At 58.4% G+C, this 12,953-nt stretch carries 12 protein-coding genes; 9 read left to right on the forward strand and 3 right to left on the reverse strand.

Annotated features, from left to right (window positions below; genetic code table 11):
- Nucleotides 1-171: 171 nt before the first annotated feature.
- From EGH21_RS19430 to EGH21_RS19465, 9 genes are all read left to right on the forward strand, one after another.
- On the forward strand, nucleotides 172-411 hold the full coding sequence (locus EGH21_RS19430) for a hypothetical protein (protein ID WP_220620067.1): 240 nt from the start codon (nucleotides 172-174) through the stop codon (nucleotides 409-411).
- 145 nt (nucleotides 412-556) lie between these two features.
- Complete coding sequence (locus EGH21_RS19435) at nucleotides 557-1,033, forward strand: YbaK/EbsC family protein (RefSeq protein WP_220620115.1); 477 nt, start codon at nucleotides 557-559, stop codon at nucleotides 1,031-1,033.
- A 425-nt stretch (nucleotides 1,034-1,458) separates the two neighbouring features.
- Complete coding sequence (locus EGH21_RS19440) at nucleotides 1,459-1,734, forward strand: ribbon-helix-helix domain-containing protein (RefSeq protein WP_220620068.1); 276 nt, start codon at nucleotides 1,459-1,461, stop codon at nucleotides 1,732-1,734.
- The gene (locus tag EGH21_RS19445) at nucleotides 1,715-2,008 is read left to right on the forward strand and encodes a type II toxin-antitoxin system RelE family toxin (protein ID WP_220620069.1); all 294 of its coding nucleotides are present in this window, start codon (nucleotides 1,715-1,717) and stop codon (nucleotides 2,006-2,008) included. Before EGH21_RS19440 ends, EGH21_RS19445 begins: the two co-directional genes overlap by 20 nt.
- A 1,127-nt stretch (nucleotides 2,009-3,135) precedes the next feature.
- Entirely contained in the window at nucleotides 3,136-4,182 is a 1,047-nt protein-coding gene (locus tag EGH21_RS19450) for a single stranded DNA-binding domain-containing protein (RefSeq protein WP_220620070.1), read from the forward strand.
- Nucleotides 4,183-5,362: 1,180 nt separating this feature from the next.
- Nucleotides 5,363-5,677, forward strand: coding sequence for an ATP-binding protein (locus EGH21_RS19455; protein WP_236035691.1), 315 nt, complete (start codon nucleotides 5,363-5,365; stop codon nucleotides 5,675-5,677).
- 273 nt (nucleotides 5,678-5,950) lie between these two features.
- A complete protein-coding gene (locus tag EGH21_RS19460; protein WP_220620072.1) occupies nucleotides 5,951-6,721 on the forward strand; it encodes a cupredoxin domain-containing protein in 771 nt (256 codons plus the stop codon).
- A gap of 990 nt (nucleotides 6,722-7,711) precedes the next feature.
- Nucleotides 7,712-7,864 carry a DUF7837 family putative zinc-binding protein gene (locus EGH21_RS24880; RefSeq protein ID WP_483867064.1) on the forward strand — a complete coding sequence of 51 codons (153 nt, stop codon included), beginning with the start codon at nucleotides 7,712-7,714 and terminating at the stop codon, nucleotides 7,862-7,864.
- A 458-nt stretch (nucleotides 7,865-8,322) separates the two neighbouring features.
- Nucleotides 8,323-8,640 carry a hypothetical protein gene (locus EGH21_RS19465; RefSeq protein WP_220620073.1) on the forward strand — a complete coding sequence of 106 codons (318 nt, stop codon included), beginning with the start codon at nucleotides 8,323-8,325 and terminating at the stop codon, nucleotides 8,638-8,640.
- 686 nt (nucleotides 8,641-9,326) lie between these two features.
- Here the strand turns inward: EGH21_RS19465 and EGH21_RS19470 are convergent.
- From EGH21_RS19470 to EGH21_RS19480, 3 genes are read right to left on the reverse strand one after another with little or no spacing between them, the layout of a single operon-like run.
- Complete coding sequence (locus tag EGH21_RS19470) at nucleotides 9,327-11,921, reverse strand: type IV secretion system DNA-binding domain-containing protein (RefSeq protein WP_220620074.1); 2,595 nt, start codon at nucleotides 11,919-11,921, stop codon at nucleotides 9,327-9,329.
- Nucleotides 11,921-12,520 carry a relaxase/mobilization nuclease domain-containing protein gene (locus EGH21_RS19475; protein ID WP_220620075.1) on the reverse strand — a complete coding sequence of 200 codons (600 nt, stop codon included), beginning with the start codon at nucleotides 12,518-12,520 and terminating at the stop codon, nucleotides 11,921-11,923. Before EGH21_RS19475 ends, EGH21_RS19470 begins: the two co-directional genes overlap by 1 nt.
- Entirely contained in the window at nucleotides 12,517-12,933 is a 417-nt protein-coding gene (locus EGH21_RS19480) for a hypothetical protein (RefSeq protein ID WP_220620076.1), read from the reverse strand. Before EGH21_RS19480 ends, EGH21_RS19475 begins: the two co-directional genes overlap by 4 nt.
- Nucleotides 12,934-12,953: the final 20 nt, after the last annotated feature.

Consider the following 12,953-nt stretch of genomic DNA (forward strand, 5'->3'; position numbering starts at 1 on the left):
GGTCGACGGCGTCACAACAGGTGTGACAGATCGCGAAGAGTGTGGCAGCGAATCGTCCGCAATCCCCAGCGGCATTGTGCTAACCAACATACCGTCAGATTTGCCGCCCCTGTTGGTTAGCTAGCTCCCTCCAGATTTTGTGCTCTCCTTCGAAGACTGGAGGCACTCCTAATGAACAACCACCAAGACGTCAGCTTCGAGCAGTACGCGTTCGACGACGGCGACCGAGTACACGTTGACTGGTCCGAGGGTATCGGCCCACTCGACGCGTTCGTTGGCACCGTCACCGGAATCTCACGAAGCGCCGGCGACGTGATTGTCGCCGTCGAGGCCGATGCCGGCCAGTATCCTGACGGGTCGATCTACGGCGGCACCCACGACTGTGCGCCCGAGTGGGTCACGCCGCTTTAGCTGTGGTAGCAGAGGTTTCCATACATTCGCAGTCATGGGTATCTCTGACTGACAGGTTGGCCGTAATTCCAGACGAATGGGCGACGCCAAGTGTCTGTACGGTGGCTCCGGAGGAGCTTTTGTCCGGAGAACTGATAGGGCAGGTATGCACCCGAGTGCCGAGCAGTTCGTCAATCGAGCCCGCGACCAGTACGGCGTCGAGATCGACGCCCACGAGTTTCCCGAGGGAACGAAGACGGCCGCCGACGCAGCCGATGCGGTCGGCTGCGAGCTCGCCCAGATCGCCAGCAGTATCGTCATGTCCGTTGACGACGACCTAGTGGTGGTCGTGACCAGTGGCGCCAACCGCGTGAGCGAGTCGAAAGTTGCCGCCCATTTTGACGTCCCGGAGGAGCCGGTATCGATGGCCGACGCTGGGCAGGTCAAAGAACGGATCGGCTGGTCAATTGGCGGCGTCCCACCGATCTGTCACGACGCCGCGGTTCCCGTCCTGTTTGATGAGACTCTAACGAAGTTCGACACCGTCTGGGCGGCGGCCGGCACACCCGAGGCGGTCTTTCCGATCACACCGTCTCGCATTCGGGAGCTGTCGGAGGCGACGGTGCTGGACGTCGCCGAGTAATCCCCGGAGCACGACGATAGTACCGATAGCATGCACATCGGCATGTTTCAACTTTAATTACGGCCGACCCAGTGGCAAGTTGGTTCTCGATGTCGATTGTGCCGGTTAACGGGGCTCTCAAACCGGGTTACGAGATGGGTAAACAGCCCGCAGACACACCGGGTTTCCGGTGAACTATCGCTTGGGGCTGGCGGTCGGGAATGAGCGCTGGAAGAACGGGGTGCGGTAGGCGTGGGACTGACGGACTGGGCTGAGAAGGGGTTTCCTTGGTGTGGCATAGCCAGCGGCATAAGCCGCTTCTGAGCGGCTGTAATAGTGACTGGAGCTGCAGACTTAGTCTCCGATGAGCAACATAGCTTCAGCATCGAAAACATTTCGAGGGGTGGCGATAGCGTTTTCTGTGAGTACGATAGATGTACGCCTGTATGTCGGAAGCGGACTCAAACAACGGCGACCCCGAGATTGACCGGATCAACCTCCGCATCGCACGGTCGTTCCTTGACGTCGTCGACGAGACGTGGCGAGAACGGGGCTTCAACAGCCGCAGCGAGTTCATCCGGTTCGCACTACGTGACGCCGTAAACCACCCGGAAGGCGCGGGCGTTTGGAAGGATCTCGCGATTAGCGAAGCGCAGTTCGACGAGGGGGACGGCATATCGAGCGACGAGATTCGAGCACAGTATGGATCCGACAGCGAGTGACGAAGGGTGGGACTGGGAATTTTCGCCGCGAGCCGAGACACAGTTCGCGCAGCTCGACTCTGACACCCAGCAGCGAATCATCGACAAGTTAGACGACGTGGTGTCTTCAGAGTGGCGCGATCCCGACGAGTTCCTCGAACCGCTGACAAACTCCCCGTTCCAGAAGTTGCGTGTCGGCGGTTACCGGCTCGGTTGTCGGTTACACCGCGAGTCGACACTGCTCCGGGTCGAGAGTGTTCGAAAGCGCGAAGGCGCATATAAGGGCGACGACTAACGGCTCTGGCAAGTTGGCGTTTGGGACCCGGTGCCTGGAGTACTGGATGCTGCGGTCGCTTATCGGGTCGCCGGTCAAAACGGTAAGATTGAGAGATACCGAGTTTCCGGTGGACTGTTGCGTGGGGCTGGCGACCGGGAATGATCGACGCAAGAACGGTGTGCAGTAGGCGTGGGACTGACAGAGTGGGCTGAGAAAGGGTTTCCTTGGTGTGCCACAGGCAGCGGCGTCAGCCGCCGCCGAGCGGCTCTCCCAGTTGGTTGGTGGCCGGGTGGGTCTACAGTGGTGTTCACAGGGGTTCAGGCAGCCGAACATGACAAAGTCGAGTACCCCTACACGTGGGATTACAATTGGTTGCAGTATTGTGACTACGATTGGCCATTCATGTGGAGAGATTGTTTGAGGTAGGAGTGGACGCAGTCTTACGGGGCGGCTTGACGGCACTAACAACGGTACGCCTGAAATGACACCTGATTGTGACCGGTAAATCACCACAACAGCAACGACGACATCGACGTCGATCCAGCACAACTTGAAAGCCCCAAGCCGCTGGCGGCCGCTCAGCGACATATCCTCACTGCGTTCGGATAGGGGTCGCTGAGGCGACCAAGGCAAGCGCCAGCGGCGTGCCCCTTTCAGTCCCGCCAGTACAGCAGGAACCCTCGGGACCGCCCTCCCTCGCCGGAACGAGGACGCTCGCTGACTCACGACAGCGTCGTTCGTCGGCGCGGCCGCAAGTGGCCGCGCACCGCTCGCTGTGGTCCGGGCTGCTCACTCCGTTGCGCTGCCGGGCTTTCACCCATCCGGCACTCGGTCGGTCCCTCGGGATGCTCACCACAACTGCAACCGCACACGAGGTCCCCGCCGCTGGGGGTGGCACCCCGACTAGCCTTTATATACTATTCTGGCCGGAAACGACACCCTGGAATCAGGCAATAGAGACCTACTATACCGAATCTAATACAGTTAAACCAAATATATTTAGTCGTTGGTTTTAAGTAAGTGGCACCCATGGCCTTATGTACGGAAAGGCACGACACGCGGCGCTCTCGAAGCCGTTTTGCGCTGTAGGAAAACCGGGTGTAGCAGCACCCGGCAAGTGTCTTCCCGTGGACTACGGTAAGACAATGTACGATAACGACTCCGCCGGTAAGAAAGCATCGTCCGATTTCGACCAGACGGTCCTCCTTAGTGACCACGTCGAGGGAGCCGAGCATATGCTCGACGCCGTCGCCGAAACCGCAAACGGCGACGAACTCGATTACCGCCCTAACCGTGGCCACGACTCGCGCGGGAACTACTACGAACGCCAGACGGATTACGACTGGACCCGCTCGACCGATGTCGGCCCGAACCGTCGGTTTGGCGAGACGCTCGCCCAGCAAGAGGAACGCCACGGCCGCGAAGCCGAACAGGCCCGGCACGCCGAGACGGCACGCGATGCCCACACGGACGACGCCGACCGTGAAGCGTCGGCCCGCCAGCTCACGACGAGCGAGACCGAGCGAGCCGACGGCTTCGAAGCCGAAGCCGACCCACGGGCTGACATGGACACCGCGACGCTGGCCGACGTGAATCAGGACGCTGTCCGCGTGAGTGATGAGACGGGTATCTCTCGGGCCGCCGCAAGTCGACTCGTGGCCGACCACGCCGCAGATGGCGGGTCGGTGTTCGACGGCGTGTTTGGCGCACTCCTCAGTGCGCGGGCCGCGATGAACACGCCGGTCCCGGTTGCGGACGTGAACCCCTACGCCTACGAGACCACCATCGAGGGGACGGTCACCCACCTTATCGAGGACCCGGACGCCCCGAACCAGTATCAGGTGGCATACGTCGAGGACGACGACGGCGACACGGCGAAAGTCACGGTCTGGGTCAAATCCGTCCACGGTGGCCGGATGGTGCGCACGCTCCACGAAGGCGACCGCGTGCGTATCTGTGGCGGCAAGCCCGACGAGTACAACGGGCTCACGACTGTCTCGGTCACGAGCGACACCACCATGTGCATTCTCGACCGCGGCGACGGGCCCGCTCCAACCGGTGACTGTCGGGCCTCGTTCGGCTGTGCCGGTGACAGTCCCCGGCTGGCCCCGTGGGATGCCGAGTCAGATACCCACGCATGGGCGAACCAGATGGATATGGATATGGCCGTTGCGGTGACGCTCGGCGACTAGGCCGGTCCCAGCCGGTCAGTCGACCGGCGCCGTCTCGTCGGGGTAGGCCCCCGTCGGCGCGCAGCCACCTCGTGCACGCGGCCTCGTCGCCGCCCATCGGCACACCAGGGCGGCGACGAGCCAACCGCGCGCACGGACTGGGACGGGGTACTGCTCAACGCGTCGCGTTGGTCAGTCGAACCGAGTGTCCAAGATACTCGGTATCCCGGGTGGTGCGCTCGCGTGGGCCAGCCGGCCTGGGTGTCGACAGTGTGGGCAAATCGTGTGTGGCCGCACGCGGCGCCGCCGGCTGACTCACTCCGTTCGTCTGCCGGGCCCTCGTTCGCTGTCGCTCACGAGGACGACGGAGCGCTGCGCTCGGCGCAACCGCGCGCCTCGCGTCGGTCCACCGCGCCTGCAGTCGCGGGCGCGGTCCCCGCAGACAGTATCCACGAGTGGACGACTTGCGCTCAGCTGCGACGACCCCGAAAGCGGAGGGACGAGTCTCTAACCAACATCGGGGGTATCCGAGCCCGATTGTTGGTTAGCTCTATGAGACGACTTAGGCCTATGCGGGCGTAACGCATTGTCCTGCGTTTTCTCGTGGAGGATGGACGCAAACCGCTGCAAGTGAGCAAGACGTTCGGTCCGATACTGCAGAATTGGTTTCGCGAGAGGGCGTTGTTGAGATAATGGACCAGGGCGAGGATGACGAGTAGTGGTGACTGGATTTCAAAGGTTATGTCAGGTTGTCTCGAAACTCGACGAATTCGGCGGCTCTGAGTGGCGAGATCCGGACGATTTCCTTACACCACTGCCCGGTAGTCCATTCTCGAAACTTCGGATCGGATAGTACCGACTCGCCTGTCTCCTCGATCACGGTTGGTCCTTGAGGTCCATCGGAGTGAACATCGGGGCGGTGCCTACACCGCCGCCGACTGAGGAGAGTCGAGAGTATTGACGTGTTCGAGACGTCGGTACGCCAGTGAGCGCTTCGTGTCATAGGTGGCTGTGAGAATACACCGTTCTGTAGATGTGCTAAATCACAAGCAGCTTCACATGACTTACCCGTCTGGCGAGACGACCCAAAGTCAGGCAACTCAGTATGTCTCCAGCAGATTCTTCCCACCAATCGGACGACTTCCAGAGTCATCCGCCGATTCCCTGTACTGCGTGTGAGTCTGCGTTCCAGTCGAACGCTATGCCCTCATTCCTACTCCTTGATCAGCTCACAATTCCGCTCGTCGGCTGTGATACCCACCTCACACAGTTTACCGATATCTGTGAGTATACAACCGAGAACACCGCAGATCTCCTCGATCATCAACCCGCCGGAGATCTGGGGTGTCCTAGCTGTCACCTCTCGCCCTACGATCCGAACTACCCCATGATCCCAGTCCAAGATGGTGCAGTTGCTGTTCTTGCGTGTCCGGATCATCAGTCAGAAATCGTTGAGCGGTTCCATACCGGACTTAACACGAAACAACAGCTCACAACCTCCCTCAATATGTCATAGGCTCACTCGAGTCTCTTGATTGCAATTTTCGGGGTGAGAAATCTGGATACGCTGTTCGGTGTGTCCTTTGTATCTTGCACGCTCGGTTTACCTTTGCAAGAGCTGTCAGAATCAGCGTGCTAAATGTAGAGGATGAGTTCAGCACGGCACCCTCATTTTTTACGCTGAAGGCAGTGAACCAGTTGCTTAGTAGTTGGTGAACACTTGACAATATCAGATGATATTGATGGTTCCGACACATCAATTAATAATACACTCATCCCCTGACCCGTAATGGCAGATAGCTCACATGGGGTGGATGGGGCATCAACCCTGCCGATGTCCCGCCGGCAGTTGTTGACTGCACTTGGTGCAGCAGCAATGCCAGCCGCCGCCGGTTGTAGTAGCTCGACGGATGCCTCCGATACCACAGAAACGACCACCACGATGCAACAGACCACTACCTCACAGCAGACGGACAGTCAGGCAATCAATTCCCGATTCGGGTATATCGGGACAAGTGACGAGTCGCCACCGGTCGAACCAGATCACACGATCAGCCTCGAAATTCGGCCACGAGAGAACATCCCGATTCCAGAGTTCTACTTCGAACCCAGCGGGCTCGCCATCGACGTCGGTGACACCGTCCGGTTCAACATGGCGACTCCTCACCACAACATCAACGCCTATCACCCAGCATTCGGCTACACACAGCGGGTTCCCTCGGACGTGCCGCCCTATTCGTCGCCGATTCTGGCCGCTGGCGACTACTGGCTCTACACGTTCGAAACAGAAGGCGTACACAATATCATGTGTGCTCCCCACGAACTGTTTGGGATGGTCGGAAGCATCGTCGTCGGGTCGGCCACGGGTCCTGGTGCGAATCCTGTCGGCGAAGCGCCGGCGCCCTCCGAACAGTCTCGCCCACCGGAGTTCACGGCCGGCCTCGTGCTGAGCGATCCCGCGATGGCACCCGAAAACATCGTCGAGCAGGGCTCGGTCTCCTGGAGCGACCTCGCACCTGAGAGCAAACGACCACTTCTGACACCGGTCGAAGAAGGCTAACGCGGTAGCCCCTCGATTCTCGACGTTGTCGTACTGGTCGAGACATACACATTCACTGTGGGTCAAACTACACTTTGTCGGCTCTGTTGAAATTCTAGTAGTTCAACGACCTATCCTGGTGAATTAGCCGGTCGGTAGGACTGCTCACTTAGCTTCTATCGCAACTGGAGATTCCACTCAGTACATCGAACAGTAAGATGAGGCGGGAAATTGTATGGTGCACTATGCCACAACCACCCGCCTCAACGAGGAAACACTGGGTTGCTATTTAGACTTTTTGTGCTGGCCGATTCGAGTTCGCTAAACGAGCATCATCTCTGTGCGAGATATGCGCGCTGTATTCAGCACGACCGCTAAAACCTATCACCAACTGACGGTTTCAACAAGGTAGTTTAATTCAACGAGACACTCCTCTCTGTCAGTGGTCTGTCTAACAGGTTCGGCAAGCCTGTATTCATTGAGACCAATAGTGTCTCAGCGTCTCGCGGTGCGTATGAGTTGTTGTGGACGTAACCGGTGTCGGATTGCGGTGGTATGTGCGGTATCCATCCATGCACTGGACCGCAATCCACGTGAATCATCAGATGGCCTGAATAAAAAGATTAGTTTGTATCTCGACCAGGGAATCTCATCGAATTTCGCCTTCTCGAATCGAATCCCCATTTAACGGCTGCTTCGAGCTACTCGGGAATTTCGTATCGACAAAACGCAGTCGCCCCACACGCGTCACACTCGTCAGTCTCTGGAGCGACCGTTGTGCCGCACTGTCGACATTCGACGACGACAGTCACCTCGCTGTCGAGGAACTGCTCAAGGATTGTGCGGACACTCATCCTGGTCTGGAATGTACGGGGCTCAGATGTAACCCTTCCGGAGACCGTTTTCGCTCGAAACCGCCAGACATAGCGACAATACACCACCAAACGCTTATTTTCGTGGCCGAATCACACTCTCGTGGAAGGGGAACTGTCACACGCTCCTTCCGTTTCCATGACCCGTGATGCGTCGACGCTTGGTCGGTGTCCAGAATGCAGCGCGAGCATCTCTGCTGCATGGGTGTTAGTCGAGTACGAGAAAGCCGACGGTACGACCGGTATCTGGGCTGAATGTCCGGCCTGTGACGATGTTGTTTGTCCCGAGTAGCAGCCGTATTGGCTCATACCTAGTCCGACCAGTGTCTGACACGCCGTCGCCGCAGAACGGTCGTGCAGTGCGGGGAGTCGCCAGCACTACGGAAGGGTGTCTGGATCAGTCTCCTCGAGGAGTTTCCGGCGGGTGTGCGTGTTTTCGCCTTCCGCAACGCCGCCTGTAGCGGCAGTCCCTGCACAAAGTGAGCAGTCTGGCCAGTGATCCGGTAGCTTCTGTCGCTCCGTTTTTTCAACAGCGGTTGCTTGCTGGAGCGGTTGGCAGTCTGGATCTGTGTGAATGTGTACGGTGGCCCCTGCCCCGACTGGACCCCGTTTCTTGATCCAGACTGTCTTACTCGCCATTGTCGTTCTTACCGGCGCTTTCTGCAGGACAGGCTTATGTATTTCGTCCGTCGACGGCAGCCTCTGCTCTCGTGAGCGTGATTTGTGCGTTCCACGGATGAGTGGTGAACCATGACTGACCTACCACACCCACGATGGTTAGCTGACCAGTTCGACGAGTACGGACAGATCCGAGTCGACACGTGGCCCGACGCCGTCGCACTCGTGACACAGTTTCTCGAAATGACTGGTCGGGTGTGTGACGTCGACATCAGGCCCCGCGTGTTACCGGGACAAGCTGACCCGGTCGAGTACCTCGTCATCTTTCAGCGTCTTCGGTACGACTCCGAGTCAGGTTGGTTTCGTGGCGACTACTATCGCTGGTCTCTCGACTGGACCGAGGAAGAGCGGCCCGATGACGTCCCTGTGCTCACTGTGAGCGACGACTAGCGAGTGGTGGTGGCGACGTCAACGAAAGTCGGTAGTGCCGTCATCTCTGTTGTCGCTATGAGGACTCTCTCAAACCGATTCGAGCACCCGTCCCAAGAGTGGTTGCACCCAGTGGATGTGTGCATCCTCCGGTGGTCTAGCTGCGCTGGCTATGGTAGTTTCCTTCCCATTCGGTAGCGTGCTACATCTACGGATTCTAAGGGGTTTGATAGCCGGCTCAGAACGTCGGATGGGGACTCCAATTTTGCGCGCCGACAGCCACCACCGAACATTAATCGATTTCGATATATCACACTGAATATCTGAGCCAGACTTCCGCGAATTTCTGGGGCAAGATAAATGGTCTAAGTATTTGTGACTTATTCGGCTCTCGTCCTGCGATTAGAACAAGTCGTGACAATATTTTCTTATAAAAATATGACTTAGACGGCCGCATTCTTGCGTTTTCGAGCTAATATACATTAGAAGAAAATACCTTACTGGAGATGTTACAAATAGTCAGCTCAGGGGAGCCTCACGATTGGGAGATAGCAGAGACAAACTCGGTGGAAGCGTTGAGACTCAGACTATTAGTTAGGTATCTAAAAGTAGTGAGTCGAAGCCTCAATGGGCTGGAAAACTAACGGGACTCTCCGCAAAGACTGGGGGATCAGAGCGAGACATCCAGCGACTGAAAACGTCGGAGGCTACATGAAGTCGGCCGCGTTGAAATCGTCGTCCTCGTCGGATGACTTGGAACCGGACTTGGAGGCACAATCATTGCCAGTGGCGCCAGTATCATCTACTGGCTCATCAACTGACGATGACGTAACAGAGCCTGTTTCCTCAGCATCGTCCGACTGGTCAGCGCCGGGAGACATAGTAGGCGTCTCCGAGTTATTTCCGGTAGCCGCTGCTGATTTATCAGCATTCAGTGATGACTCCTCTGCTGGTGACTCATCCGATGGGTTCTCTCTGGACTCAGACCGCTCACCTGCACCACTGGTATCACTCCCTTCAGACGGAAGTGGTGTATCTGATTCGTCCTCAAACAGGCTCTCAGGGACATCAGAGTCGTCAGCGACAGTCGGGGTGACAGCAGTTGAGTCGCTGGCCAGCGCCGCAGTGGTATACTCCTCCTGGAACGAGTCGCTCATCCGGAGGATACTGGTCCGTTTCTCGACCTCGTCAAGGATGTCAGAGGGCAGGAGTCCAGTCGCACGGTCGATTTCGAGGAGCCGCTCACGAATTTCGACGGTGGTTTCCTCTTTGTCAGGTAAGTCCAGTACTCGCCGATCGAGCATCGCACACAGGTCCGAGAAGGCGTCGACGTTCTGCCCCTGCGTGATCGGGGCGCTATCGACGTCGAGTCGCGAGAGGGCATCCTGCCAGCGCCGGTCGCTGTAGGTTATCGCCGGCGTCTCGTCGACGGCTGAATCCGCCCATACATCCGAGTCGACATCGCTGACGGACTGGTCGTCATTCACGTCATCGTCAGCCGTCTCCCGTCGGGCGACATACTGCTTGACCATCTCTATCCAGCTATCCGTCTCCGTCAGCCCACCATCAAGATCTTCCTCACGGGGTTTTCCGGGGGAGTCGACGCCACGCTCAGGCAAGTCGTCGCGGACCTGATGGAGCTCGTACGTCTGACCGTGCCACCAGGACGTTCGCGTAACGGTGATACACTCACCGGGTTCAAAATCCCGGAGTTGCCCAGACGTGACGGGCGCTTTTTCCGTCTCCCGGACACTCTCCCGGGCTTGCGAGCGCTGTGTTTTCGCGCCTGTGTTTCGGGACAAAGCGTGGGTTTCAGTGCGGTCGAGGATCCGTCGCTCGCCGATTTCGTTCCGAATGAACTCGGTCGACTGGGCATCGCCTGGCCCGAAGTACAAGCCCTGCGGACAGTTGCCGAGGATTCCGGAGATGTCGCTATACGTGTCCTCTAATTGGCCGATCGTCTGGACGCCGACGAGCGCCCGTGCTTTCTCCTTGCGCCCACGGGCGGTGAGATTCGTGATCTGACCGAGCGGTGGCAACTGGTCAATTTCGTCGAGGACATGGACGGTCGGATTGGGTGACTCCATCGCGAAGCGGATTGACCAGTCGATAAGCAGCTGGAACATCGGGCCCAGGGTCGCCATTCGCGACGGACTGGAGTCAATGATTAACACGCGGCCGTCGGGGTTCTGGATATACTCGCGCAGTGAGAACGACCCATGGTCTCCGAAGTCGTCGACGAAGACTGGCCGGGTGTATTCGATGAGTGTCTGGTAGACGTTCTGTGCACCTTTCCCCTGGTCAGTGTCCAGATGGTCAGATTCGAGTCGGTCGTAACGATCGAGTTTCTTGTAGATGCCAGCCCGCCCCTCTTCGAGCAGCGAGACGATATCCATGTGCGAGAGGTTGTCCCGCCGGTTGTTCCGCTGGGCCTCCAGATGGAGGTACATGAGCATGTCCTCGAACACCTGCTTGGCCGGCGTATGAAACGGGTTGTGACCGTCTGGGTTCCCGAAGACGGCGGCTGCGATTTCGCGGAAATCCTGCATCGACTCGGCGTCCCTGAACAGGTTCCACGTGACGTCGCCGTCGAGGCCGACACGCTTGACGTCGAATCCAAGGTCACCGTAGAACTGCTGGAACTCTTCGCCGGCGTCATGGGCGATGACGGCAGTGTCTGCGTTGTAGGGGAGTTGGTAGGCGAGTAACTGCATCGCCGAGGACTTTCCACTCCCCGTTTCACCGATGACGGCCGTCGAGACGTCCTGTTTGAGTGTCGGTGGGGTTGGTGCGTCGTCGTGTTTGGTCTCGGTGTCCTCGTACGGGACGACCAGCTCATCGTCGTCACACTCCCACGGCTCACGAGTCAACAGTTTCGGAGAGGTTCGTCGACCGACTTCGACAGCGCCAATCGTCACCACAAGCGCAGTATACGTCGTCGCCGCGATGGGATAGGAAACGAACGGAACCGCAGCACCGGGCACCTGGAACCCCATGAACAGGCCGGTGACAGAGAACGCGGCGAGGACGTGTGCAAACGGGAACAGCACCAACACGAGATAGTCCCCACTCAAAAGCGCTTCAGAGTAGTACAGCGCGGTTGCGAGGAAGAAGCCGAGGTAGACGTATCGCCAGGCCCAGAACCGCTTGTGGAACGGCTTGTCTCCGTCCATCCACATCGGCGGGAACAACAGCATGAACAGACTCCAGACGATCATCGCCGGTTCGTCGTACTTGAGACTGGCCGGCAACTCCGCTGGCTGTTGTCCCGGTGGCGTGGACGACTGAGAGTCCTGTGGCATCAACGTCCCCCGCCACGGTCGAAGTCACGATCCGGCGTGACCTCCCGTTCCGACTCCTCAACTACTGTCGAGTCGGAGTCGGTAGTCTCCGCTAGGTCAGAGTCGCGAGTCTGATCGTGGGCAGCATCAGCAGTGATCGCCGACGCTCGCTCGGGAGCCCGCTCTTTGAGGCGGTCGGGTTCTCGAAAGACCTCTCTGGCACGGTCACGGAGCCGCTCAAGATCGTCCCTAGCCATCTGCAGTTCCGGTTCGGTCCCAGTCGCAGCAACGTGCGAGTGGACAATCTCGCTGTCCTCGTGGACGGCGTACACATAGTCAGTCGTCGGTTGCTGTCCGAACGCATCCTCCATGAACTCGCGTGTGTTCTCGCCGACCGCCTGGGGCGAGAACTGAGCGTCCGGATGGGGCGAGACGATGAAGTGGCGCTGGAACCCGAACCGTTCGCTCTTCTTGACGAACTGTTCGATTTGTTCTTCGGGGAGTGCCCGGCCAGTCCGGTTCCGAAGCGGCACCTTCTGCCGGTCTGTCTCTCTGTCCCGACGGATGTATTTCAGCAGGTCCCCTGCACCGGACCGCTGGAAGTCAGTTTTCAGAATCATGAGTCAGGAGCGAGCAAGGATGCGAGTGACGACACTTGGTCAGCCGCTTCGGCATCATCCTCCGACAGAGCACTCGCTCCCGTTTGACTGTCAGCCAACCGGAGAGCAGCTCGTTTGATCGCGTCTTCGCGTTCTTCCGGGCTGTATTCGTGTTTGAGCAGTTCCCAGAGCGCCATCACGTACATCGTCCGCAGCGACTGGAGGTGTTCGAAATCTGGGGTCGTGTCGTTCTGTAGTTCGTCTATCGAGTTGACGAGGTCATCGACAGCGTCGTTGATTGTCGATATGAGGTCCTTATCAGCCGAGTAGCGAGAGTGGCGCTCCTCCGGTTCCATATCGTGATGAGTCTTCAGAACCATCTCGCAATACGCAGATGCTGACAGGCCTTCCTGCTCAGCCTGCTCTTCAACCATCTCTACCACTTCCTCACTCG

It is taken from the genome of Haloarcula rubra, assembly GCF_019599465.1.
Classification (GTDB): Archaea; Halobacteriota; Halobacteria; order Halobacteriales; family Haloarculaceae; genus Haloarcula; species Haloarcula rubra.

Coding starts and splice junctions, on each gene's coding strand:
- EGH21_RS24880 (WP_483867064.1), top strand. CDS start 7,712: ATGACCCGTGATGCGTCGACGCTTGGTCGGTGTCCAGAATGCAGCGCG.
- EGH21_RS19475 (WP_220620075.1), bottom strand. CDS start 12,520: ATGATTCTGAAAACTGACTTCCAGCGGTCCGGTGCAGGGGACCTGCTG.
- EGH21_RS19445 (WP_220620069.1), top strand. CDS start 1,715: ATGGATCCGACAGCGAGTGACGAAGGGTGGGACTGGGAATTTTCGCCG.
- EGH21_RS19440 (WP_220620068.1), top strand. CDS start 1,459: ATGTCGGAAGCGGACTCAAACAACGGCGACCCCGAGATTGACCGGATC.
- EGH21_RS19430 (WP_220620067.1), top strand. CDS start 172: ATGAACAACCACCAAGACGTCAGCTTCGAGCAGTACGCGTTCGACGAC.
- EGH21_RS19470 (WP_220620074.1), bottom strand. CDS start 11,921: ATGCCACAGGACTCTCAGTCGTCCACGCCACCGGGACAACAGCCAGCG.
- EGH21_RS19480 (WP_220620076.1), bottom strand. CDS start 12,933: ATGGTTGAAGAGCAGGCTGAGCAGGAAGGCCTGTCAGCATCTGCGTAT.
- EGH21_RS19465 (WP_220620073.1), top strand. CDS start 8,323: ATGACTGACCTACCACACCCACGATGGTTAGCTGACCAGTTCGACGAG.
- EGH21_RS19455 (WP_236035691.1), top strand. CDS start 5,363: ATGCCCTCATTCCTACTCCTTGATCAGCTCACAATTCCGCTCGTCGGC.
- EGH21_RS19460 (WP_220620072.1), top strand. CDS start 5,951: ATGGCAGATAGCTCACATGGGGTGGATGGGGCATCAACCCTGCCGATG.
- EGH21_RS19435 (WP_220620115.1), top strand. CDS start 557: ATGCACCCGAGTGCCGAGCAGTTCGTCAATCGAGCCCGCGACCAGTAC.
- EGH21_RS19450 (WP_220620070.1), top strand. CDS start 3,136: ATGTACGATAACGACTCCGCCGGTAAGAAAGCATCGTCCGATTTCGAC.